Origin of the sequence: Mucilaginibacter terrae, assembly GCF_031951985.1 — a bacterium.
Taxonomy (GTDB): Bacteria; Bacteroidota; Bacteroidia; order Sphingobacteriales; family Sphingobacteriaceae; genus Mucilaginibacter; species Mucilaginibacter terrae_A.
The window spans coordinates 2,634,544-2,656,620 of the sequence record NZ_JAVLVU010000001.1; the positions used below are offsets into that span (position 1 = coordinate 2,634,544).

Annotated in this window: 21 protein-coding genes; 11 read left to right on the forward strand and 10 right to left on the reverse strand. The window is 42.6% G+C overall.

All coding sequences use genetic code 11. From position 1 onward, the window contains the following. The first annotated feature begins 10 nt into the window (after nt 1-10). The gene (locus QE417_RS11095) at nt 11-586 is read left to right on the forward strand and encodes a hypothetical protein (RefSeq protein WP_311949934.1); all 576 of its coding nucleotides are present in this window, start codon (nt 11-13) and stop codon (nt 584-586) included. 45 nt (nt 587-631) lie between these two features. Here QE417_RS11095 and QE417_RS11100 read toward each other — a convergent pair whose 3' ends face one another. From QE417_RS11100 to recA, 3 genes are all read right to left on the reverse strand, one after another. Then, on the reverse strand, nt 632-1,663 hold the full coding sequence (locus QE417_RS11100) for an aldo/keto reductase (RefSeq protein WP_311949935.1): 1,032 nt from the start codon (nt 1,661-1,663) through the stop codon (nt 632-634). A gap of 101 nt (nt 1,664-1,764) precedes the next feature. Next, nucleotides 1,765-2,832 carry a hypothetical protein gene (locus tag QE417_RS11105; RefSeq protein WP_311949937.1) on the reverse strand — a complete coding sequence of 356 codons (1,068 nt, stop codon included), beginning with the start codon at nt 2,830-2,832 and terminating at the stop codon, nt 1,765-1,767. Between the two features lie 200 nt (nt 2,833-3,032). Beyond that, nucleotides 3,033-4,052: a recombinase RecA gene (gene recA / locus QE417_RS11110; RefSeq protein ID WP_311949938.1), complete on the reverse strand. Its 1,020-nt coding sequence runs from the start codon at nt 4,050-4,052 to the stop codon at nt 3,033-3,035. 226 nt (nt 4,053-4,278) lie between these two features. On the opposite strand from recA, the gene QE417_RS11115 reads away from it, so the two are divergent. Beyond that, the gene (locus QE417_RS11115; protein WP_311949939.1) at nt 4,279-5,079 is read left to right on the forward strand and encodes a methyltransferase, TIGR04325 family; all 801 of its coding nucleotides are present in this window, start codon (nt 4,279-4,281) and stop codon (nt 5,077-5,079) included. A gap of 48 nt (nt 5,080-5,127) precedes the next feature. Here QE417_RS11115 and QE417_RS11120 read toward each other — a convergent pair whose 3' ends face one another. Then, nucleotides 5,128-6,039 (reverse strand): LysR family transcriptional regulator, encoded by a 912-nt coding sequence (locus tag QE417_RS11120; RefSeq protein WP_311949940.1) that lies wholly within the window; start codon nt 6,037-6,039, stop codon nt 5,128-5,130. A gap of 108 nt (nt 6,040-6,147) precedes the next feature. Here QE417_RS11120 and QE417_RS11125 point away from each other — a divergent pair, with 108 nt between their 5' ends. The 5 genes from QE417_RS11125 (at nt 6,148) to QE417_RS11145 (ending at nt 10,991) form a co-directional block, all read left to right on the forward strand. After that, nucleotides 6,148-6,699, forward strand: coding sequence for a hypothetical protein (locus tag QE417_RS11125; RefSeq protein ID WP_311949943.1), 552 nt, complete (start codon nt 6,148-6,150; stop codon nt 6,697-6,699). Between the two features lie 180 nt (nt 6,700-6,879). Further along, on the forward strand, nt 6,880-8,235 hold the full coding sequence (locus QE417_RS11130; RefSeq protein ID WP_311949944.1) for a DUF418 domain-containing protein: 1,356 nt from the start codon (nt 6,880-6,882) through the stop codon (nt 8,233-8,235). A 20-nt stretch (nt 8,236-8,255) separates the two neighbouring features. After that, nucleotides 8,256-8,669 carry a hypothetical protein gene (locus QE417_RS11135; RefSeq protein WP_311949946.1) on the forward strand — a complete coding sequence of 138 codons (414 nt, stop codon included), beginning with the start codon at nt 8,256-8,258 and terminating at the stop codon, nt 8,667-8,669. A 421-nt stretch (nt 8,670-9,090) separates the two neighbouring features. After that, entirely contained in the window at nt 9,091-9,462 is a 372-nt protein-coding gene (locus QE417_RS11140) for a BlaI/MecI/CopY family transcriptional regulator (RefSeq protein ID WP_311949947.1), read from the forward strand. After that, nucleotides 9,459-10,991, forward strand: coding sequence for a M56 family metallopeptidase (locus tag QE417_RS11145; RefSeq protein WP_311949948.1), 1,533 nt, complete (start codon nt 9,459-9,461; stop codon nt 10,989-10,991). The genes QE417_RS11140 and QE417_RS11145 overlap by 4 nt, the downstream gene beginning before the upstream one ends. A gap of 25 nt (nt 10,992-11,016) precedes the next feature. On the opposite strand, the gene QE417_RS11150 is transcribed toward QE417_RS11145, so the two are convergent. The 4 genes from QE417_RS11150 to QE417_RS11165 form a co-directional block, all read right to left on the reverse strand. Then, entirely contained in the window at nt 11,017-11,490 is a 474-nt protein-coding gene (locus QE417_RS11150) for an OsmC family protein (RefSeq protein ID WP_311949949.1), read from the reverse strand. A gap of 1 nt (nt 11,491) precedes the next feature. Then, nucleotides 11,492-12,628 carry a TlpA disulfide reductase family protein gene (locus QE417_RS11155; protein ID WP_311949950.1) on the reverse strand — a complete coding sequence of 379 codons (1,137 nt, stop codon included), beginning with the start codon at nt 12,626-12,628 and terminating at the stop codon, nt 11,492-11,494. 100 nt (nt 12,629-12,728) lie between these two features. Next, on the reverse strand, nt 12,729-14,465 hold the full coding sequence (locus QE417_RS11160; protein ID WP_311949952.1) for a phospho-sugar mutase: 1,737 nt from the start codon (nt 14,463-14,465) through the stop codon (nt 12,729-12,731). A 198-nt stretch (nt 14,466-14,663) separates the two neighbouring features. Next, nucleotides 14,664-15,251, reverse strand: a complete 588-nt coding sequence (locus tag QE417_RS11165) for a TMEM175 family protein (protein WP_311949953.1) — start codon at nt 15,249-15,251, stop codon at nt 14,664-14,666. A 107-nt stretch (nt 15,252-15,358) separates the two neighbouring features. On the opposite strand from QE417_RS11165, the gene QE417_RS11170 reads away from it, so the two are divergent. Beyond that, nucleotides 15,359-16,993: an ABC transporter substrate-binding protein gene (locus tag QE417_RS11170; protein WP_311949954.1), complete on the forward strand. Its 1,635-nt coding sequence runs from the start codon at nt 15,359-15,361 to the stop codon at nt 16,991-16,993. A 27-nt stretch (nt 16,994-17,020) separates the two neighbouring features. Further along, on the forward strand, nt 17,021-18,517 hold the full coding sequence (locus QE417_RS11175) for a YfcC family protein (RefSeq protein WP_311949955.1): 1,497 nt from the start codon (nt 17,021-17,023) through the stop codon (nt 18,515-18,517). On the opposite strand, the gene QE417_RS11180 is transcribed toward QE417_RS11175, so the two are convergent. Further along, nucleotides 18,514-19,194, reverse strand: a complete 681-nt coding sequence (locus tag QE417_RS11180; protein WP_311949956.1) for an NAD-dependent epimerase/dehydratase family protein — start codon at nt 19,192-19,194, stop codon at nt 18,514-18,516. The two genes, QE417_RS11175 and QE417_RS11180, sit on opposite strands and share 4 nt — an antisense overlap. A gap of 219 nt (nt 19,195-19,413) precedes the next feature. Here QE417_RS11180 and QE417_RS11185 point away from each other — a divergent pair, with 219 nt between their 5' ends. Together QE417_RS11185 and QE417_RS11190 are read left to right on the forward strand one after the other, a co-directional pair. Beyond that, on the forward strand, nt 19,414-20,316 hold the full coding sequence (locus tag QE417_RS11185; protein WP_311949957.1) for an AraC family transcriptional regulator: 903 nt from the start codon (nt 19,414-19,416) through the stop codon (nt 20,314-20,316). Continuing rightward, nucleotides 20,294-20,716, forward strand: a complete 423-nt coding sequence (locus QE417_RS11190) for a DUF983 domain-containing protein (protein ID WP_311949960.1) — start codon at nt 20,294-20,296, stop codon at nt 20,714-20,716. Before QE417_RS11185 ends, QE417_RS11190 begins: the two co-directional genes overlap by 23 nt. Before the next feature lie 9 nt (nt 20,717-20,725). On the opposite strand, the gene QE417_RS11195 is transcribed toward QE417_RS11190, so the two are convergent. Then, a complete protein-coding gene (locus tag QE417_RS11195) occupies nt 20,726-22,027 on the reverse strand; it encodes an acetylxylan esterase (protein ID WP_311949962.1) in 1,302 nt (433 codons plus the stop codon). Nucleotides 22,028-22,077 lie beyond the last annotated feature (50 nt).

The following is a 22,077-nucleotide window of genomic DNA, read 5'->3' on the forward strand; positions in this document are numbered from 1 at the left end:
AAAAATTATCATGAAATCAGCCTTTTCTTACTTATCCGTTCTTTTCGTATTGTTATCATTTTTTGCATCGGCTCAAGTAAAGCCGGCGTTTAAAGAACTGACTTATGTTACTTATGAAACGGATGAACTAAAGAAACATGCTACAATAAAAGATTTGCTTGTTATTGATGCAAACGGACAAGTAAAATATAAATCAGTATACTACAATGGGATAGCCGATACAATTTATAAGCTTACCGAAGCCCAAGTAACAAAGCTGAATTCCATTTTTAACGGACAAAAGCCGTTGAAAGAGTATGTTATAAAAACAAAAATGCCGGGCACTATGCGCTTTGCCGGACCGTTTGATTATATAATTTATGAATCCAAAGATGGTAAAAAGGATGAGCTAACTATTGTTGCTCCATTTATGGCAGATGAATTTAACAAAGCTTTAGACTATCTTGCTAAAGGCCCTGCAAAGGCAGATAAAAGGGTGAAAAAAATCAAAAACGAAATATTAGAAAATCAAATACTTAAATGCGAAAAGGCAACGGCCAATCTGCCAAAAGTTGAATTGCCGCCAAGTGAAATAATCACGAATTGATATAAATAAGAAAGCCGCTCTTTTTATCAAGCGGCTTTATGATTATTAATAAAATTTTGGCAACGGTATCAGCTTTGTATTTTGGCGCTGATGCCAGTACGGATATACCGGTGGCACTTCGCTGGCTGCATCCAGTTTTTTAATTTGGTCGATGGTTAGGTTCCAGCCTACAGCACCAAGATTTTGTTGGAGTTGCTCTTCATTACGGGCACCAATGATGATGTTAGCTACCGTTGGGCGTTGCAGTACCCAGTTGAGTGCTACCTGTGGTACGGTTTTACCGGTTTCTTCGGCTACCTCGTCAAGAGCATCTACAATGGTGTATAAGCGCTCCAGGTCGGTTTCGGGACCGTGTGAGCCGCCCTGGCTGCGGCGGTTATCTTGCGGTATAGGCTGCCCACGGCGAAACTTGCCGCCTAACTGGCCCGATGCCAGCGGGCTCCATACAATGGTGCTCACTTTTTGATCGATACCCAAAGGCATTAATTCCCATTCAAATTCACGGTCGAGCAGAGAGTAATAGGCCTGGTGTGCTACGTAGCGTGCCCAGCCATAACGTTCAGATACCGACAGCGATTTCATAAGGTGCCAGCCCGAAAAGTTGGAACAAGCTATATAGCGTACTTTGCCGCTTGTTATCAGGTCGTCGAGGGCTTTCAGCGTTTCTTCTACCGGGGTATTGGCATCAAAACCATGCAGGTGGTAAACATCAATACGGTCGGTATTTAAACGGCGCAGGCTGGCCTCGGCTTGTTCAATTAAATGAAAGCGTGATGAGCCAAAATCGTTAGGGCCATCACCCATAGGGAAGGTGGCTTTGGTTGAAATCAATACCTCGTTACGCTTGCCATCAATAGCCTTGCCCAATATTTCTTCGGCCAGGCCTCTCGAGTATATATTAGCTGTGTCAAAAAAATTAACACCTGCATCGAGGCACAGGTTAATCAGTCGTTTAGCTTCGTCAACCTGCGTACTGCCCCATGCTTTAAAAAACTCGTTGCCGCCGCCAAAGGTGGCCGTGCCAAAGCTTAGCACCGGCACGTGCAGGCCCGATGCGCCTAATTGTCTGTATTCCATAGTTTGTAGTATTTAAATTTTATGATGTAAAATAAGTCTATGAGGTATAAATACATGTCAAGCTTATATCATCATTTCTTTTGTCCAAGATAATAAATACACTATTTAGTTGGCTCAAAAAAGTCTTGCAAGTATTCAAAGTGTGTGCGTAATTCACCAAACAGTGAGTGTTTTACACCTAAGAAGTTGCCTTCGGCATCATGATAATATTCGGCATCGTATATTATGGGCATCCGTCTTTCTGAATATGTGAATATGGGTGCAAAATGCTCACGGCTCAGGCCGGTCCTCGCATTGGTTTCCCAATGAATGTTTTTGAGTTTATTGCCAACATATGTATATTGTATGTTTTTGTAAAGAGTATCCTTACTTGTCTTTAATTTGCTTAATTGTTTATGCGCGTTATACTCGTATTCAACCTTGGTTACATCTTTATCGCGTGAATATGAGCCGTAAAGTTCTTGAGTTAGCAATTTGTTAGTGTAAGTATAATCGTTAAACTCAAGCAGCGTTCTGTTACCGTTTCTCACTTCAAAGCGTTCTTTTTTTGCTAATGAGGTATCAGGGTTGTAGGTATATAGGGTTTCGTAGAAAATATTTTTTAAGTAAGGATTTAAAATTGCCTCAACCCTTTTAAGCAGTTTCCCCTCGTATATAAAATTATGATGATTAAGAAGTCTGGGCTTTTTTTCGAGGTTGGTACTCATATAATATTTACGGCTGGTTGGCTGTTTTAGAGCATTGTATGTGTAAGTATAAACAGTGTGAATTGTGGTGTGTGCTTTTCTTACAACTTTAGTACTAACAGATGCTACAGTGTTATCTTTGTTAAATAGAGTATCAACGATTCGCCGTACATCTTCATTGTACTCTTTTCCAACTGTGGTAAATCCGGTATGTTTGTCTCTTTTAAGGTACGTATAATTTACAGGGTTTTCCCGTTTTCCTTTGTTAAACATGATATAAGTTTGGCGTTGCCCGTTTTTATCTTTTAGTTCAATACTAATTGTATCATTATATAGCCCGCGTTCTTTGTTCAATCTTTGAATGTAGACTTGCCTTTTTACTGCACTTTTAGTTTGGGCTGTATTGAATACCACGGTGCGATAAGGTTCCAAATCTATGGTATCTGTTTTTACATCTTGAGCCATAGTGTGGTATGTTGCCATAAAAAAGAATGCAATACACAAGGATTTTGGTTTTATATAAGCTGACATAGGTCGTTACAATTTCGTATGTTACTAATATAGGCTTACGGTATAAAAATGATACTGTTTGTAGTTTTATATTAAAGTTTCCTATCATAAACAAAAAAAGCCACTCTGCGCGCAGCAAGAGTGGCTATATAAACTATAACTAAATATTAAACTTATTCGGCTTCGATGGCTAAATCTTCGCCCGATACCACTTCTTTAATTTTGTTTTCCAGTTCTTCGGCAAGTTCGGGGTTATCCATAATGAGTTGCTTTACGGCATCACGACCCTGACCTAAACGGCTGTCGCCGTAGCTAAACCAAGAGCCCGCTTTTTTAATAATGGCATGCTCAACACCCAGGTCAATAATTTCGCCTGCTTTTGATATACCTTCGCCAAACATGATATCAAACTCGGCCAAACGGAACGGAGGTGCTACCTTGTTTTTAACAATTTTTACCTTAACGCGGTTACCCGATACCTCATCGCTGTCTTTAATTTGTGATATACGGCGTACATCCAAACGTACCGAAGCATAGAACTTAAGGGCGTTACCACCGGTAGTGGTTTCGGGGTTACCAAACATAACGCCAATTTTATCGCGCAGCTGGTTGATGAATATACAGCAACAGCCGGTTTTGCTGATAGTACCGGTAAGCTTACGCAAGGCTTGCGACATTAAACGGGCATGTAAACCCATTTTCGAATCGCCCATTTCGCCTTCGATCTCAGCTTTTGGAACTAAGGCTGCAACCGAGTCGATCACTAATATATCAATAGCACCCGAACGGATCAGGTTATCGGCAATTTCTAAAGCCTGCTCGCCGTTATCAGGCTGCGAGATGAGTAAGTTCTCTACATCTACGCCCAGTTTTTGGGCATAAAAACGGTCGAACGCGTGCTCGGCATCAATAAAGGCTGCAATGCCACCTTTTTTCTGAGCTTCGGCAATGGCATGTATGGCTAAGGTAGTTTTACCCGATGATTCGGGACCGTAAATTTCAATTACACGGCCTTTAGGTAAACCGCCTACACCCAAAGCTAAATCGAGCGTAAGTGAACCAGTAGGGATAACCTCAATAGGTTCAATGGTGGTATCGCCCAACTTCATGATGGTACCTTTACCGTATGATTTTTCCAGCTTATCTAATGTAAGCTGTAATGCTTTTAATTTATCTGCGTTTACGTTGCTCATCGTGTTTGTATTGTATAACAAATATAAAGTTATTTATTTGAATACTAAAAATTTTAGTAATATTTTTTTAGATGCCTGTAAAGGTAAGCATCTTAATGTTTACAATAGTGTGGTTAACACATAGGGCCTTGGTGCCTGTTTGTAAAAACCGTAGTAGAAAAAGTTGTATGCGAATGCACGGCTGGAATTTTGCTGTAAATTGGCAACAAGATCAACTTTAACACTTATGCCTTTAAAAAAAGGAGAATTTATACCCGCCATTGTTAAACGATTAGTGCGTTACAGCTTTAAATACGGCTGGCATGGCCAGTACCCAAATTGGCAGGAAGCTTTAAAACGATCAACAGGATACAATGCTGATAGTGTTTTACAGCGCGTAAAAGCCGCCGCCCTCAAAGTAAAAAACGGCGAAGCCAATTACGAGCGCGATGGTATTGCCCAGCAGCATGTGGAGATATTTTATCCAATTTTATCGTCGTTATTGTGGGTAGCCTCGCAAAATAATAACAACCTGAGCATTGTTGATTACGGCGGCTCGCTGGGTACCTCGTACCGGCAAAACTATCCGTTTTTAAAACACCTCAATAGCCTGCAATGGAATCTCATTGAACAAAAAATGTTTGTTGACGAAGGCCGACAAAACTTTGAGAACGAACACCTGCACTTTTATTACAACCTTGATGAAGTGCTGGCTGTGGCTAAGCCGCAATTGCTCATGTTCAGCAGTTCGTTACAGTATATGGAAAAGCCTTACGAATTGCTCAATAAGGTTAAGCAAAGCACCATCCCATATCTAATTATCGACCGCACGGCATTCATTAACGAGCCCGAAGACCGCCTTACCATACAAACCGTGCCCCCGGCATTTTATGATGCCTCTTACCCTTGCTGGTTTTTTAGCGAGCAAAAAATGAGTGACTATTTACAGGATACCTTTGAGGAGGTGTTCAGCTTTGAATCGGGACAGAAAGTTACTTTGGGGTTGGAAGAGCTGGATTATACCGGTAAATTGTGGAAGCGTAAGTAATATTTAAACCCAAATTGCCCTTGTTTATGACAGGTGAAATGAATTTAATTACTGATCAATACTATATATGGCCGAATATTTTTTTAAGCAATCTGCCATTAAACACGCGGCTTTCTTTTGATAGGTATTGGCCCACCATGTTATTGTAGCTTCACGCTCCATTCCATCACCAGTAATTTTAATGGCTCTCAACTCGGGGTGTTGGTAAATGGACGATGCCATGAGCACAGTACACCATTTGCCGGTATCAACCAGTTGCAGCAACATATTAATATCGTTCACTTCCATTTGTACATTTATATTTACCCCGTGCTTTACCGTTATTTTATCAAAGTAGTTGCGGATGCTGTAGCCTGCAGATGGTAACAACAACTGCAATTTCTCTAACTCTTTAAGTTTTACCTGTTTGTTTTTTGTACAAGTATGATTTTTATGGGCTATTAAAGATAGCGACGAAGAAAATAGCTTTTGCGAATGATAGGCTGAATTTTGCTGTACCGGCAAAAACGATAATACCATATCAACCTTACCCTGTTCGAGGTTTGCCAATAACTCGCTTGTGGTGCCAAAGTTTATAAGCAAGCGAATATTAGGGCGTTGCTGGCTAAAGTCTTCAATGGCTTTGGTGAGTACATGCATTAATCCGTAGGTAATGCCTATAGTTAGGGTGCCAGTTTCGAGGTTCATCAGGTCTTTTAGTATATCACTGCCATCTTGTGCATCTTTAGCGGTTTTTTGGGCATAGGGTAAAAACAATTGTCCGGCTTCGGTTAATCGCACGCGCTTGCCCAGGCGGTCGAATAGTAATATCCCCAGCTCATCTTCCAACTGCTTTATTTGCTGCGATAATGTGCTCTGCGTAATAAACGACAGGTTGGCCGCCTCGGTAAAGTTTTGTAGTTCGGCGGCTTTAATAAAGTATTTGAGTTGGCGCAGTTCCATGGCTAAAGCTTTCTTCAAATATATATTCTAAATCGGTTATGTCAATATATTACAATGGAAAAATCAATTTTAACGATTAAGGAATTGTGCAGAACTTTGGATTAACGATTAAAAAAACATAACACCATGGAAATTCAACAAACCCCCGAAAATGCATTATCGCACTCAGTTGTAAAAGCAGTTATCAATGCTCCGATTGAAAAAGTAAATATTGCCGATTGGCTACTGAACCTGCCCGATGCTGAATATCAAAAATGCTCAGTAAATCATATTGCAGCAGGCTCAACTACTACTTACGATGGTTTACCTATGTCAATTAATGTAGAAATGATAGGCGATGCCTTAGTTATTCAACACTATGTAGCTACCGAGTATCGTGCCGATTACTGTCGTATGCTTTCCCTGTCTGACGTGATCACCAAGAATGGTAACAGCCGTGTACAGGTGTTATGGGAACTAAAAGCCGTAGCCATTGGCGAAAATACCTGCGAGTACACCAACGAAATACACGCAACTGCCACCCCCGAATTTATGACCTTTATAAATGAACACGGCATCACCTTAGCTCAAGCAGCGGCCGCCCGTCAGGCTGCATCGGATGTACATAATCATGAAGAAACTCCGCTGTTTGCCAAAAGTATTGAACATAAAGCTTTGACAGGAAAGTATGTTGATTGAAACGTACGTAAATCATCTATCAAATTAGCTAATTAATACTGAAAAACCATCTCCAACAAAGAGATGGTTTTCGTATTTAACATTACTTAAGTTTTAGTTGTTAAAAAGAGTTAAACCCTTAATAACCAATTGAAAAAGCGGTAAATTAGTACTGTTAATATTTAACACCTCATTAACCTTATGCAACCCAACCCCTCAACCAAGGCACAACCGGTGGCTCAGGCCGACCGTATTCAAACTATTGATATTTTGCGTGGGGTGGCCCTGCTGGGCATCCTCATGATGAATATCCCGGCGTTTGCCATGCCCGAGCAGTTTTCTGAAGTGTTTCACCAAGACTGGCACAGTATTAACTTTTGGACCGATGCCATTATTGATGTGTTTTTTGAAGGCAAGATGCGGGCACTGTTCTCCATGCTTTTTGGGGCTGGCATACTGCTATTTGTAATGCGTAAAAAAGATGCAGGGCATTCATCAACAGGGCTATTTTACAGGCGCATGGGGTGGCTTGTACTTTTTGGGTTGATACATGCTCACGTGCTGCTTTGGGAAGGTGATATTTTATATGGTTACGGCATGGTAGGCATGCTGGCCTTTCTTTTCCGTAATATGAAGCCGCGCTACCTGGCTATGGGGGTGCCCCTTGTAGCCATAATTGATTTTACGGGCTCTGCGCTTTTTTACCAAAATGTGCGTAACCAGCGTTTAGAATATAATAAGGCAATTGCTATCGAAAAGCAGCACAAGCCGCTGTCGAAAGAGCAAAAAGAGGCCATTACCACCTGGAGCGCTACCGAAAAGGAATTTTTACCCAACAAAACTATTATTGCCGCCCATACCCGCAGCATGAAATCTGATTACAGTGGGGTGGCTCAATATATCCGTCCGCTTACGTGGGGCTTTCAAACTAAATACCTTATCTTTTTAATTTGGGATGTATTAGCGCTCATGATGCTGGGCATGGCGCTGTACAAGTGGCAGTTTATATCGGGCGGTTGGACGGATGCTCAATATAAACGCACGGCCTTCATTGGTTACGCCATTGGCTTGCCCCTGGTTATGATCGATTACTACCATGATTTTACCGAGCCTTCGGATAGTGCGGCGGCCATTACCTACATCGAAACGCATGCCATGTCGTGGTGGGGATTAATTTATCCCTTTCAACGCATCTTGCTGGTAATGGCACATGCCAGTGTGCTCATTTTATTGGTAAAGCACGGTGTATGGAGGGCGTTTACCAAACGTTTGGCAGCCGTAGGGCAAATGGCTTTTACCAATTATATTATGCAAACGGTGTTTTGTACGCTGTTCTTCTTTGGCTATGGCCTCAACTACTTTGCCGAGCTCGAATTTTACCAGTTATACTTTGTGGTAGCCGCCATATGGGTTATACAATTGATTGTTAGTCCGCTGTGGATGAAGTACTTTTTATTTGGCCCGTTGGAGTGGGTTTGGCGCAGCCTAACTTACTGGCAAATGCAACCCATGCGCAGGCCCGCTTTTGATAATGAACCTGTAGCTGCAATAAACTAAACTTTTTTGACTATACCCGCATGAAAAAGGCTGCATTAACCCCTATTGTTTTCTTAGGTGTGGTGGCGTTTAATTGGCCACAGCAAAAACTGCTTAAAAGCTTTACGCTGGGTAAGTTTAGCTACAACTTGTACGAAGAAAACTATTATGTACACGACAATAATGTTGACGGTGCCTTTTTTGTAGTATACCGCACCGGGCAAAAGGGCAGCCTGTGCAGTGCCTGGATGAAAGCCACCCGTAACGATTCGGTACTTACCCGGGGGACGTACATCATTGGCTCAAACCGTGTGGAGTTTAAAGAAGTATATTTTCATAAACACGAAGCTATCGATTCGTTAGTGAAAACATTTAGTCCGGATGCCGAGGGCGATTTACAGTTGCGAGAATTAAAGGAATATAGGAAGGGTGTAGTGAGTAAGAAAATGTATTGAGCCGGGTTACAAGGGGGTAATGGCACGCTACTAATTATATAAACCCGCTTTTCTCTGGCGCAAGTATGTAGGGTTGGTTGTGTGGTGGCTACTTGTGCCGTCGTCGATTTTTTATCTCGGCGAGCGCTCATTAGCTGCTGAGGCTATTGCTTTGGCATTGCCCCAAAGTAACCAAAACGCCTATTCATCGCAATACCTTCCACCCCGCAGGCAGCTCCTGGCCGGGTGCGCTGAATACCATATGCTCTTTTTGATTTGAAAATCTCTCCAACCTGTCATTTCCTTTAGGAGAAATCTTTTCGAGGCAGTAAGCATTCCACTATGCTTTTTAAACAGCTTTTCATATCAACATCAAAATAAATTTGCATTTCTAATTTTTATACTCTACAATTGTAGAGCTAATTCTAAATAAATAGAGCAAATGAAGCTTACTACTGCCGAAGAGCAATTAATGGAAATAATTTGGGATAAAACCGAATTGTACATGAAAGATATTATTGACCATTACGATGAACCTAAACCAGCTACTACCACAATTGCTACACTGCTTAAACGTATGCAGGATAAAAACTTTGTGGGCTATAAGCTAACCGGTAACTCGCGGCTGTACTATGCTTTGGTAAAAAAGGAAGATTACTTTTCGAAACACGTAAACGGCCTTATTAAAAACTTTTTTGGCAATTCGGCCATGCAGTTTGCGTCCTTTTTTACCCGCGAAACCAACCTCACTGCCGATGAGCTGGAAAACCTGAAAAGAATTATTGACCAGGAAATAGACAAAAAGAAGCCATGATAAATTATCTCATCAGTTTCACACTATGCTCGGCATTGTTATATGCGGTGTATGCGCTCCTGCTGCAAAACAAGGTAATATATGGTTTTAACCGTTTTTACCTGTTGTTCAGTATTTGTTTTTCGCTGGTGGTTCCGCTGGTTACAGTTGAGCAAGCTGTGCCTGCTGCACAAAATATGATAAAGGAGCAGGTTGCTAATTTTAAGGATGATATGCTTACGGTAATTGAAGGCACATCTCCACAAACCGAGGTTAAGCCAAAAACCAATTATGGTATATATGCCTGCGTATGTATTTACATTCTCATAGCCACCTGTTTACTGGTGAAATTTGCGGTTAATATGCTTAAGCTAACACGGCTCATCAAGGCTAATGAACGAATTGCTTACAACAAATCAACCCTGGTATTAATAAATGATAGCATTGCGCCTCACAGCTTTCTGAACTATATTTTTCTCAATAAGGATGATTACTACAGCGGGCGTATTAGCAACGATATTTTAAAGCATGAACAAGCCCACATCAGCCAACGCCACAGTATTGATATTTTATGGATCGAGCTTTTGCAGGCCATAAGTTGGTTTAACCCGGTGCTTATATTATACCGGCGTGCAATTCGCCTTAACCACGAGTTTTTGGCCGATGCTGCCGTGTTACGCCAAAAGGGCGATGTAAAAGCTTATCAGCATTTATTGCTTCATCAGTTCAGCCAAACCAACGGTTTGGCAATTGCCAGTAGTTTCAATTATTCAAATACTAAAAAACGTTTAATTATGATGACCATGAACACTTCAAAAGGGGCTTCTGTTATTGCACGAGGAACCGCCTTTGCCGTTTTAACCGGCGCATTTATGTTGTTTTGCCAAAAAACACAAGCCTTTCAGCAAGTTGAGGTGCAACCTGTTAAACAGAAAAGTGAAACACGTAAACATCCTGAAAAGCAAGAAAATAAATCAACTAAACCAATTCATTTAAGGTTTTCAAAGTATCATCATACTAAAGAAGGTGTATCTGAAGAATTGTTAAATGAATATGCGGCAATTGCTTCCAAGTACAAAAGCTTACCTATCGACCGTAATAAACTGTCTGCAACAATATCGGACGATAAAGCCCGGATGGAGAAAATTTTCAGGCAAATGAGCATTGAACAGCAGTATGCGCAAAAAATAGGTTTTATGTTCCCTTCTCCTAAAATTGGCAAAAAGGCACCTACATCAGCACAGTTTAGCAGTTGGAAAAACAGCAAAATGTATGGCGTATGGATAAATGATAGACATGTAAATAACAGCGTGCTTGATGATTATAAGGCTGCCGACTTTAACCTGGTTTTTGTGAGCAGATTGATGCCTAATGCCATCAATTACAAAAACTATAAGTACCAGGTAGATTTAATGACCGTTGACGCATACCAGGAATACCTGAATAAACCTCAGCCGGAGTATTTAATGTATTACAGCTATCGCCCGGTAACAATCCCCAGTTTAAATCCTGCGGTAACTTTCCCTAAACCACGAAAATCACAGTTGTAAGTTGAAGCGGCATGAAGGGTATGGGCTATGTTTTAACCTCGCCCATACCCTCATGCTTAATGGGAAACTTTACCGAATTGGCAATAAAGCAATATTTATTGGCTTTATGATGTAATTCATCCAACTGCGCAAGCATACTTTCATTGCTCACCACTACATGCGGCTTTAAAGTGGCCTCGGTAAAATAGCCGCTGCCATTGGCTTCTTCAACCATTAAAGCCGAAGTCACATCGGTATAAGCTACTACGTTTACACCGGCTTCCGAACAAAAATGCAAAAACCAGAGCATGTGACAGCTCGATAGCGACATGAGCAGCATTTCTTCGGGATTGTGCTTGGTGCGGTCGCCGCGAAAGTTGGGGTCAGATGAGCCCTCAATGATCGCCTTGTTTTCGATACTGATAGTGTACGAACGTTCGTATGAACGGTAGCTGACTGTTCCTTCGCCGGTGTTGCCGGTCCAGGTAAGGGTGGATGAGTAGTTATGCTGTTTTGCCATTTTAGTTAGTAGCAGTCACGGAAAATATTTCGGCCAATTTATTATGCAGGGTTTGATCTTTAAGATTGGTAGCTATGATCTTTCCTTCGGGATTTACCAACACATTGGCCGGAATAGACGTAATGCCGTAAAGATGCGCAACCTTGCTGTTAAATCCCTTCATATCTGAAACATGGGTCCAGGGCAGGCCATCATCTTTTATGGCTTTTAGCCAGGCTGCTTGGGTTTCAGGCTTATCTAATGACACACCCAGTACGGTAAAGCCTTTATCCTTATATTTTTCATAGGCCGATTTTACGAACGGATTTTCGGCCCGGCAGGGCAAGCACCATGAGGCCCAAAAATCAATCAGTGTGTATTTGCCTTTATAATCAGCCAGGCTTACCGATTTGCCTGCAACATCAGGCAGGTTAAAATCAGGTGCCATGATACCTGATATTGCTTTGAGCGAGGCATTAATATTTTGCTGTACTTTTTTGCCAATGGTGCTTTCTTTCAATTCAGAATTAATACTATTATACGCAATAGTAGTTTCTTTAACAAAGTCCTTATTATATGAGATCTCCTGGAGCGCAATAAGACTGATGTAAGAATTAGGTTTTTTATTGATAAAAGCTAATTGCACAGGTAGCAACTCCTGATCTCGTTGTTTATAAACCTGCCGTATGGCGGCTACATTTTCAAGGTCTTTTTGCTGCTCTTCGGATAGATTATCATAGGCACTAACAGCCTTTGCATATTTCTTTCGAATGGGCCACAGTGCATCACGCAATTCGGTATGATCAACATTATTAGCGGTGCCTGATATTTTTGCGCGCTCCATTGAATCGCGTGATGTAATAAGAATATCGCCCGGTTCAATGTAAAAGGTAACCGCATCGTGTGAAATGTCGATCACCCTTGGGTCTTCATTTTTATAGATGTTCGTTCGCCATATGCCGGTTGTGATTCCTTTAAATTTAAAAGTGCTGCCACTTACAATAACCGAATCCAGGATATGCTTTCCATCAACAATGTATGATAAGTATAGCTTGTCGCCTTTTTTAAACCCGCCTCCGGTACCGGTTACCGTAAAAGGTTTTTGGGCATAGGTTAACAAAGGCAATAAAAGGGAGAGCAGGGTCAGGCATTTTTTCATGTGATGGGGCGTATGCACTAAAGTTAATGATAGTGAGGCCTTAAAACAAAAAAGTCCCGGACAAATATGCCGGGGCTTCATATTTAGAACACATCACTGGTTATACGCCCAAATCGGTCATGATGGTTTTCAATTTCTCGTCCAGTTGTTTTTCAGTTTCGTGGAACGCCTCTTTGCTGGCCAGTTTGGTGTTCACGCTGCAATAGAACTTAATTTTAGGCTCGGTACCCGATGGACGCGCCGATATTATGCTACCATCTTCGGTAATAAACTGCAACACGTCTGATTTTGGCAGATCGATAGGCGTTACGGTGTTCGAGGTCAGGTCGGTTTCTTTGCGTAGTTCGTAATCTTTTAACGCAATTACTTTTGAGCCACCCAGTGTAGCCGGCGGATTGGTGCGGTACTGCTCCATCATGGCCTTGATTTCTTCGGCACCGGTTTTACCTTTCTTGGTGATCGAGATCAGGGTTTCTTTGTAGAAGCCGTATTTCAAATAAGTATCTATCAAGGCTTCGAACAGGCTGCTGCCTTTGTCTTTGTAAAAGGCGGTCATTTCGGCAATAAACGCGGCCGATACCACGGCATCTTTATCGCGCACAATATCGCCAATTAAGTAACCATAGCTTTCTTCGCCGCCACCAATAAAGGTTTTTTCGCCTTCAAACTTGGTCATTAACTCGCCAATGTATTTAAAGCCGGTTAAGGTGTTGTAGCACTCTACGCCTTTATCTTTAGCAATGGCATCAATTAAGTAGGAGGTTACAATGGTTTTTACGATGTATTCTTTACCGGTAAACTTGCCTTTCTCTTCCCATGCCGATAGCAGGTAGTTGATCAGTTGACTGGCCACCTGGTTACCGTTTAATAAAACCACCTCGCCTTTATCGTTTTTAACGGCAATGCCCACACGGTCGGCATCAGGGTCGGTAGCCATTACCAGGTCGGCATCAATTTCTTTGGCTTTTTCCATAGCCAGGTTAAGGGCCTCTTTCTCCTCAGGGTTAGGGTACACCACGGTAGGGAAATTGCCATCAGGCGTTGCCTGTGATTCGAGCACGGTTACGTTCTCAAAGCCAAATTGTGCCAGTGCTTTAGGTACCAGAGTAACACCGGTACCATGCAACGGGGTGTAAACTATTTTAAGGTCTTTTTGGCGTTTAATAGCCTCCGGCGATACCGATAAGGCAGTAATCAGATCCAGATAAAGCTGATCTATTTCCTCACCTATCAATTCAATGTTGGCATCGTTACGGGTAAACTTAACATCATCAACACTTGCAATGGCGGCAACCTCGTCCATTACGGCTTTATCATGCGGGGCAACAAACTGGCCGCCATCTTCGCCATAAGCTTTATAACCGTTGTATTCTTTTGGGTTGTGTGATGCCGTGAGCATTACACCGCTTTTACAGCCTAAATGGCGTACCGCAAACGAAAGTTCGGGCGTAGGGCGTAAAGCTTTAAAAAAGTAAACGTGAATATCATTAGCCGAAAATACATCGGCGGTAATAGCACCCAGCACGTCCGAATTATTGCGACTATCATGCGCAATTGCTACTTTAATTTTTTCGCCCGGATAAGTTTTTTTAAGGTAGTTGGCCAAACCTTGTGTAGCTGCGCCAATGGTGTATTTATTAATACGGTTTGAACCCGGACCCATTAAGCCACGAAGGCCACCTGTGCCAAATTCAAGGTCTTTATAAAATGAATCGGTAAGCTCGGTGTAGGCTTTATCATCAATTAGTTTTTGCACCTGTTGCTTAACATCGGCGTCATAATTTCCCTGAAGCCAAACGTTGGCCTTCTCTAAAATGGCCGGATCTAATTCTTGCATATTTTTATTGTGATTGATGTATTGTGTGATAGCTCAAATATGGTAAAAAAATGGAGTTTTATAAACTATCAGGCAGTTTTATAACAAACGTTGTAATGATACAAACCGGAGATTAAATTGTGTGCATTATATGATTAAGTTTTATAAAGCTATACGGTTTATTATTTATGTGATGTGTACTAAGCCTTGGCTGTGTTCTTAATCTTTAGTCTCGTTCAAAAGTGCACGCTCAATGCGCCTGTCGGGTATAAACCATATAATAGCTACCATGGTGTATAAGGTTAGGCTAATTGCAGGGTTAACAAATGCCAACCCAATAGCCAGCAGGTATACCAGTGTCGATGCTCTGCTCTTCCAGTCTTTGCCCAGGGCTTTGGCCAGGGTTGATCCCGGACCTGCTTCTTTTACCAATACCCAAGCCAAAAGGGTGAAAGCAAACCCGTTGAGCGCCAATATAAGGCCGTATACGATAACGGGCCATTCCGAAAAATGATTCTCGCCCATCCACCCGGTTACAAACGGTATAACCGACATCCAAAACAATAAATGAAGATTAGCCCAAAGTGCCGCGCCCCGTATCTGGTGTACTGCATGAAACAGGTGATGATGATTGTTCCAATAAATGCCTACATAAATAAAGCTGAGTAAATAACTCAAAAGCTTTGGAATAAGTGGTGTAAGCGCCGCTAATGTAGTGCCATGCGGTGTTTTTAACTCCAGCACCATAATAGTTATAATGATGGCAATTACCCCATCGCTAAAAGCCTCAATGCGTCCTTTATTCATGTGTGGTAGTATTGTTGGGCTAAAATAAATTAAAAATTAATTAGAGATGAATATTTGCTGCGGGTTATTATAATTTACTACCTGAATTATTTTGCATATTTAGCACAATGTATACAGCAAGGCTCGGGATTTTATGGCTTTTATGCGTGGCGGTTTTTTCGGCATGCCGGTCGGCTGATGATACCTCACGCAAAACCATATTCAACATTAACCTTGATCAGGGACTTACGTCTTTAGACCCGGCCTTTGCCCGTAACCAAAACGCGCTTTGGATAGATAACCAGATATATAATGGCTTGGTACAAATTGACGACAGCCTGCATATCAAACCCTGCATAGCCAAAAGCTGGGCACTATCGCCCGATGGCCTCACCTACACCTTCCATTTGCGCAACGATGTATACTTTCACAACGATGAACAATTTACAGGCAGCAAAGGACGCATAGCAACTGCGGCCGATTTTGCGTACAGTTTCGGCAGGCTCATCGACCCTAAAGTGGCATCGTCAGGCTCTTGGATATTCAGTGACAAGGTGAGTGGTAAAGATGCCTTTGCTGCCCTTAATGATACTACGTTTCAAATCAAATTAAAGCAGCCCTTTCCGCCGTTAATGAGTTTGCTTACTGCGCAATACTGTTCGGTAGTACCACGCGAGGTAGTGGAGCATTATGGTAAAGATTTTCGGAGCCACCCGGTGGGCACGGGACCGTTTAAGTTTAAGTACTGGAAAGAGGGCGAGGTAATGGCCCTGCTTAAAAACGAAAACTACTGGGAACGCGATAAACAAGGGAACCGTTTACCGCATTTGGATGCTGTTAAAGCCACATTCATCAGTGATAAGCAAACCGCGTTTATGGAGTTTATAAAACAAAAGCTCGATTTTTTTAACGGCATTGATGGCAGCTACCGCGATGATATACTCACCAAAAGCGGCCGCATCACTCATAAGTACCAAGGTAAATTTAAACTGCATGTATCGCCAACCCTTAATACCGAATACTTAGGTATACTGGTTGATACCAGCCTCTCCATAGTTAAAAACTCCCCCCTGCGGATGCTGAAAGTGAGGCAGGCCATCAATTATGCCATTAACAAACCCCGCATGATCAAATACCTGCGTAACAGTTGTGGTGCGCCGGGCTATGCCGGGTTTATTCCGCAGGGTATGCCGGGGTTTGACACCAGCGCGGTACGCGGCTATCATTACAATCCCGAAAAAGCCAAGCGTTTATTGACTGAAGCAGGTTTCCCCCAAGGCAAAAACCTGCCCGAAATTATACTGAGCACCACCACCAGCTACCGCGACCTCATTGAATACATACAGGGCGAACTGCAACAAATAGGCATACGTACGCGTGTAGAACTGGTGCAGGGAGCGAGCCTGCGCGAACTGATTGCCAAAAATGGTGTAAACTTTTTCCGTGCCTCATGGATAGCCGATTATGCCGATGGCGAAAATTATCTGTCGGTTTTTTACAGTAAAAACAAAATACCTTTTGGGCCAAATTACACCGGTTTTCACAATAAACAGTTTGATGCCTTGTTTGAGCAAGCTTACCATGTAACTGATGATGCCCGACGTTTTAAGCTTTACCAGCAAATGGATAACATGGTTATGCAGCAAGCCCCGGTTGTGATTTTATATTACGACAAACTGGTGAACATGTACCAAAACAACATCAGCGGCTATCATTTAAACGCGCAGAATTTGCTGGTGCTGAAGGATGTGAGGAAGAAGTAAGATAAAGTATATACCCAATAAAAGACTATGCCTTCCCTCAAAAAAATACCGCACCCCTTAGCTATCTTAATGCTGGTTATTATACTGGCTGCTGTGGCTACATGGCTGGTACCTGCCGGTAAGTTTAACACACTGAGTTATGCCGGTAAAACCTTTACACTAAATAAGGGTGATACCGAGGTAACTCTCCCTGCTACGCAAAAAACGTTAGACAGCCTGCACATCAGTGCCCCGCTTACCGCGTTTGAGCAGGGCACCATCCGTAAGCCGGTATCGGTGCCGGGCACTTATCATAGGCTGCCGCAAAACGCCAAAAGTGTGCTGAGCGTTATTGAAGCGCCTATACAAGGTATTTATGATACCATTGATATCATACTGTTTATATTGCTTATTGGTGGTTTTATTGAGGTTTTTAATGCTACCGGAGCGCTGGAAGCTGGTTTAAAAAGCCTCTCGGCCAAAATGCAGGAGCGCGAAGGGTGGTTAATTATCATACTCACTTTCCTGCTTACCTTTGGCGGGGCATCTTATGGTATGGCCGAAGAAGGTTTTGCCTTTTACCCCGTACTGGTGCCGTTGTTTTTGGCGGCAGGGTATGATTTGCTGGTGCCCGTGGCCGTTATATTTGGCGGCACGCAACTGGGTACGCTTTCCTCGTTCTCCAATCCGTTCTCAACCATTATCGCTTCCAATGCCTGCGGCATCAGCTGGACGGATGGTTTGAACGGCCGGCTCATTATGTTTGTATTGTCTACCGCTATTTATGTTTTCTACCTGTTCCGTTATGCGCAAAAGGTGAGGCTTAATCCATCGGCGTCGCTGGTGTACAGGTTTGATGGCGCGGTGCAAAGTCCGTTCCCGTCATTTGATAAAAATGCTGCGGTAAGCAAGCTATCAACTAAAAGTATAATGCTGCTGATAATTTTCTTTTTGGCTTTCGCCGTAATGATAACCGGTGTAGTGAAATTTCATTGGTGGTTGTTAGAAATGTCGGCCGTGTTTATTGTGGCTGCGGTAATTATAGGACTAATTCAGCGTATGGAGCAAAAAGCTTTTATCGGTACGTTTATTAAAGGTGCCGAAGGTTTGCTGAGCGTAGCCTTTATTATTGGCGCGGCGCGCGGTGTAACCACCATTTTAGATGGCGGCAGCATTAGCGATACTATTGTTTACGAAGCCTCGCAATTCATCAGCGGAATGCCGCAGGGTGTATTTATTGTATTGCTGCTGATGGTGTATTGTTTTTTTACCCTGTTTATCTCCAGTTCATCGGGTATGGCGGTAGTAACCATGCCCATCATAGGCGGATTGGCCGCCGCCGCCCACGTTCCAGGCCGCGAAATTGTGAACAGCTACCTGTTTGGTATGGGTATTATGGGTTTTTTAACGCCTACTGGTTTGCTTTTACCCTCGCTTGCGCTGGTGGGCATCAGTATAAAAGCATGGATTAAATTTATATGGCCGGTGCTGGCCATATTGTTTTTGCTTTGTGCAACCTTTTTAATTATTGGCGTACAGCTTTAGGTTTTGCGTTGAGCCGCCGCCCTGATGTCTTTTACTTCCAGGGTGTCTTTAGGGTAACCGTAAGCCGTAGCGTTAATCATGCCCAGCCCCAGTTCGGCTAACGAACCAACCATACCCGGCGCTACAATCCTAAAAACAGGAAACAGCCAGGCTATATATTTATAAAAACTCAGGGTGTTTTTTAACCCCGGTGTAGTTTTTAAAAAGCCGGGACGAAAGTTATACACTTTTTTAAATTGAAGCAGTTTTAAATCATTCTCAACTTTACCCTTTACGCGCGCCCAATTGCTGCTGCCGTTTGCGTTGGTTCCGGCACCCGATATATAGCTGAAAGTCATGTCGGCATTCAGGCGGCTCAAGGTTTCGGCCACGTGCATGGTAAGTTCGTAGGTTGTTTTGTAGTATTCCTCTTTACTTATACCAACCGATGATATGCCGAGACAAAAGAAGCAGGCATTATAACCGATCAGCTTATTTTCAACAGCGCTTAAATCGTGCAGGTTGGCGTGTATAACCTCCGTAACTTTAGGGTGAACAAAGCCGCTTGGCTTGCGGTTAAGCAGCAAAACCTTTTCAACCAACGGCGATTGCAGGCATTCGTGCAAAACGCCTTCGCCTACCATGCCGGTAGCGCCTGTTAATATTACCTTTAGTGTGGGGGCCAAGTTCGAATCCATAATCATTAAAGTACATTATAACACCGTTGTTTGTTTTGTGCCCATTGTCAGCCTTACTTCAATTCTTCGTTCAACATTAATTAAAAGGTTAATGATGACGGTCGTCACTTTTTGAATGGTGATAAATGCTCAATTTTATATCACATCAGTAAATAGTACCACTGGTGCTTTATTTAGTACCAGTGTTTATGGCAATTCGCTATTTATCTTTGTAATACCATGAAGCAAGAGATTCCAGTTTACGATATATGTACCCTGTCTGAATTTAAACAGGAGGATATCCTCATCAGTAGGTTTGCGCCGTATTTGCAGCGCCATCAAAACCTGCATCTTGCACATAAGCATACCTTTTACCATTTGGTACTTTTTACCAAAGGTGGCGGCACACACGCTATCGACTTTGAGCAGTTTGAGGTTAAGCCCGGCCAAATTTATTTTATGGTACCCGGCCAGGTGCACAGCTGGAGTTTTGAAGGAGAAGTGGATGGCTATGTGATCAATTTTTCGGTGCCGTTTTTTAATTCGTTTTTGTTGAAGGCCGATTACCTGGAACAGTTCTCGTTTTTTAGCGGAAACATAAGCGATGCGGTAGTTAATCTGCCCCAATATTTACAACCCGAAATCATTAACCTGTTTGAACAACTGGTTGCCGAAAGTGAAACCCTGCAACGTTTAGGGTTAGATATGGTGCGTTCACTGCTCTTACAGGCATTCATTAAAATTGGCCGACTGGGTTTTGAGCAGCAGGGCAAAAACATCAACCCATATAACTATACCTTATTGCGCAACTTTCAAAAACTGATAGAAAAGCATTACAAAACCCTGCGTTTGCCTAAAGATTATGCCGAGTTACTTTACATCACCCCAAACCATTTGAATGCGCTTTGTAAAGACGCTTTGGATGTTTCGGCAGGGGAAGTGATACGTAACCGGATTGCGTTGGAAGCCAAACGCCTGCTGGTTAACCTGCAGCTTAGCGTATCGGAAATTGCCGCGCAGTTAAGTTTTGAAGATAACTCATATTTCACCAAGTTTTTTAAAAAGCAAACCGGCCTAACCCCTGAAGCTTTCAGGAAAGAGGCCATAAAAAATACCCAACATGAAAACATTAAGCTTAGATAAAACCGCCATGGCCTACCCATCTGAATTTAAAAGTGCCTTACAATGCAAATGCCCTAAATGCCGCACCGGTAATATGTTTGCCGGTAAAGCGTACCAATTTGGCGGACAAACCATGCACGAAGACTGCCCGCACTGCGGTTTTCATTTTGAGATAGAGCCGGGCTATTTTTATGTGGCCATGTTTGTAAGCTATGCCATGAATGTGGCCGAAATGGTTACCCTGGCCGTAGCTACTTACATATTAACCGGCAACATGGAATCGCCTTGGTTATACATTAGTATTTTATTAGGCGTAGCCTTTTTATTGTGGCCGTTTAACTTCAGGTATTCAAGAGTTATCCTGCTTTACTGGTTAACTCCGGGCCTGCACTTTGACCCAAGCCGTGTTGGCAAAAGTTAAGGGATTATATTAAAACAAGCCGAACTTATCCATCGTCCAGTTACTTAAATATTTGTAAATGGATGGTGGCACCTCATGGGCTAAGTCGGGGTATACAAACAGTTTGTATTTAACCTTTATATTGTTGAGCATAGCCTGTACGTTGGCCGGCGGGGCCAGGTTATCCAACAAACCCATCCCTATAAGTGCCGGGCACTTCATCTTGTCCGAAAAGTTTTTAAGGTCAAAATAATCGAGGTTGTATAAGAGGGTGTTCAAGGCAATGCCTCTTCTGCGACCATACTCTGTAAAGCTTTTCATGGGCCACTCCTTGCTGCCTACCGATGCCCGGTAATCACAAAATACCGGGTTGTTCGATGAGCATAGTTTAACCCTTTGATCTAATGCCGCAAGTGCGATAGACAAATAGCCGCCCATACTGGCACCCGATACCAATACCTGGGTGGAATCAAGGTCTTTACGGGTTTGAATATAATCAATAGCCCGTATGCAATCCATCAGCGCCCCCTTGAAAACGTATTTATTGCGGTTCTCTACATCAGTGGTTACATAGGCTTCGGTGGTGGTATGTATCACATCCTTACTGTTGCCATGCCCGCGTACGTTGAAAGATAGTACAGCCATTTGCGGCGAACCATAAATAGGTTTTACTCCCTCGCCGCCATAGCCCGGCAAAATTACCCATACCGGGAATTTCTCTTTAGGCTTGCGGTCTTTAGGCAGGGTAAGCCAGCCACGCACGGTAATATTGCCGATGGATTTCATTTCAACCAAATAAACGTTGGTATTTTTCTTGTCCGAATCGGGTTGGGCGGTTATTTTATAGTTAGGCGCAATTTTGGCTAATTCATCTTTGGCCTTATCCCAAAAGGCATCAAAATCGGCCGGTTTGTTACTGGCACTCCGTATGCGCTTAGGGTCGATGCCTATTACACGGCGAATGGTATCATCATACTCACTGGTATTAAGCATAATGTTAACCTTATAAAACCCCGGCGATTGTGTAGGAATGCTCAAAGCATATTTACCGCTGCTCTTTTTACGCATGTTTACGCTTATGCTGCTACTACTCAATTCTTTGCCATTGGGCGAAAATATGGTATAACTAAGGCGGCCACTTTGATCGGTCTTAAGGTTATTTTTTACTTCCACCTTGTAAGCAATGCGTTCGTTATCGGTATAAATGGCTTCTTTTTTGGATGGTTTGGCATCCCATACAATCTCATCTTCCTGGGCAAAGGCAAGTGTGCTGAATAACAATAGTCCGGCAAACAGGCATCGGGATAAAAATGTAGATAGATGGGGTAGCATATAATTTTTCTTAGTTTAAAACGCCAAATTGTTCACTTCACCTGCTCAGG

Excerpts from the sequence above, each read along its gene's own strand:
- QE417_RS11160 (WP_311949952.1), bottom strand. The coding sequence starts at position 14,465 with ATGCAAGAATTAGATCCGGCCATTTTAGAGAAGGCCAACGTTTGGCTT.
- QE417_RS11190 (WP_311949960.1), top strand. The coding sequence starts at position 20,294 with ATGAAAACATTAAGCTTAGATAAAACCGCCATGGCCTACCCATCTGAA.
- QE417_RS11150 (WP_311949949.1), bottom strand. The coding sequence starts at position 11,490 with ATGGCAAAACAGCATAACTACTCATCCACCCTTACCTGGACCGGCAAC.
- QE417_RS11115 (WP_311949939.1), top strand. The coding sequence starts at position 4,279 with ATGCCTTTAAAAAAAGGAGAATTTATACCCGCCATTGTTAAACGATTA.
- QE417_RS11105 (WP_311949937.1), bottom strand. The coding sequence starts at position 2,832 with ATGGCAACATACCACACTATGGCTCAAGATGTAAAAACAGATACCATA.
- QE417_RS11130 (WP_311949944.1), top strand. The coding sequence starts at position 6,880 with ATGCAACCCAACCCCTCAACCAAGGCACAACCGGTGGCTCAGGCCGAC.
- QE417_RS11135 (WP_311949946.1), top strand. The coding sequence starts at position 8,256 with ATGAAAAAGGCTGCATTAACCCCTATTGTTTTCTTAGGTGTGGTGGCG.
- QE417_RS11155 (WP_311949950.1), bottom strand. The coding sequence starts at position 12,628 with ATGAAAAAATGCCTGACCCTGCTCTCCCTTTTATTGCCTTTGTTAACC.
- QE417_RS11180 (WP_311949956.1), bottom strand. The coding sequence starts at position 19,194 with ATGGATTCGAACTTGGCCCCCACACTAAAGGTAATATTAACAGGCGCT.
- QE417_RS11170 (WP_311949954.1), top strand. The coding sequence starts at position 15,359 with ATGTATACAGCAAGGCTCGGGATTTTATGGCTTTTATGCGTGGCGGTT.
- QE417_RS11125 (WP_311949943.1), top strand. The coding sequence starts at position 6,148 with ATGGAAATTCAACAAACCCCCGAAAATGCATTATCGCACTCAGTTGTA.
- QE417_RS11145 (WP_311949948.1), top strand. The coding sequence starts at position 9,459 with ATGATAAATTATCTCATCAGTTTCACACTATGCTCGGCATTGTTATAT.
- QE417_RS11100 (WP_311949935.1), bottom strand. The coding sequence starts at position 1,663 with ATGGAATACAGACAATTAGGCGCATCGGGCCTGCACGTGCCGGTGCTA.
- QE417_RS11140 (WP_311949947.1), top strand. The coding sequence starts at position 9,091 with ATGAAGCTTACTACTGCCGAAGAGCAATTAATGGAAATAATTTGGGAT.
- QE417_RS11175 (WP_311949955.1), top strand. The coding sequence starts at position 17,021 with ATGCCTTCCCTCAAAAAAATACCGCACCCCTTAGCTATCTTAATGCTG.
- QE417_RS11165 (WP_311949953.1), bottom strand. The coding sequence starts at position 15,251 with ATGAATAAAGGACGCATTGAGGCTTTTAGCGATGGGGTAATTGCCATC.
- QE417_RS11095 (WP_311949934.1), top strand. The coding sequence starts at position 11 with ATGAAATCAGCCTTTTCTTACTTATCCGTTCTTTTCGTATTGTTATCA.
- recA (WP_311949938.1), bottom strand. The coding sequence starts at position 4,052 with ATGAGCAACGTAAACGCAGATAAATTAAAAGCATTACAGCTTACATTA.
- QE417_RS11185 (WP_311949957.1), top strand. The coding sequence starts at position 19,414 with ATGAAGCAAGAGATTCCAGTTTACGATATATGTACCCTGTCTGAATTT.
- QE417_RS11195 (WP_311949962.1), bottom strand. The coding sequence starts at position 22,027 with ATGCTACCCCATCTATCTACATTTTTATCCCGATGCCTGTTTGCCGGA.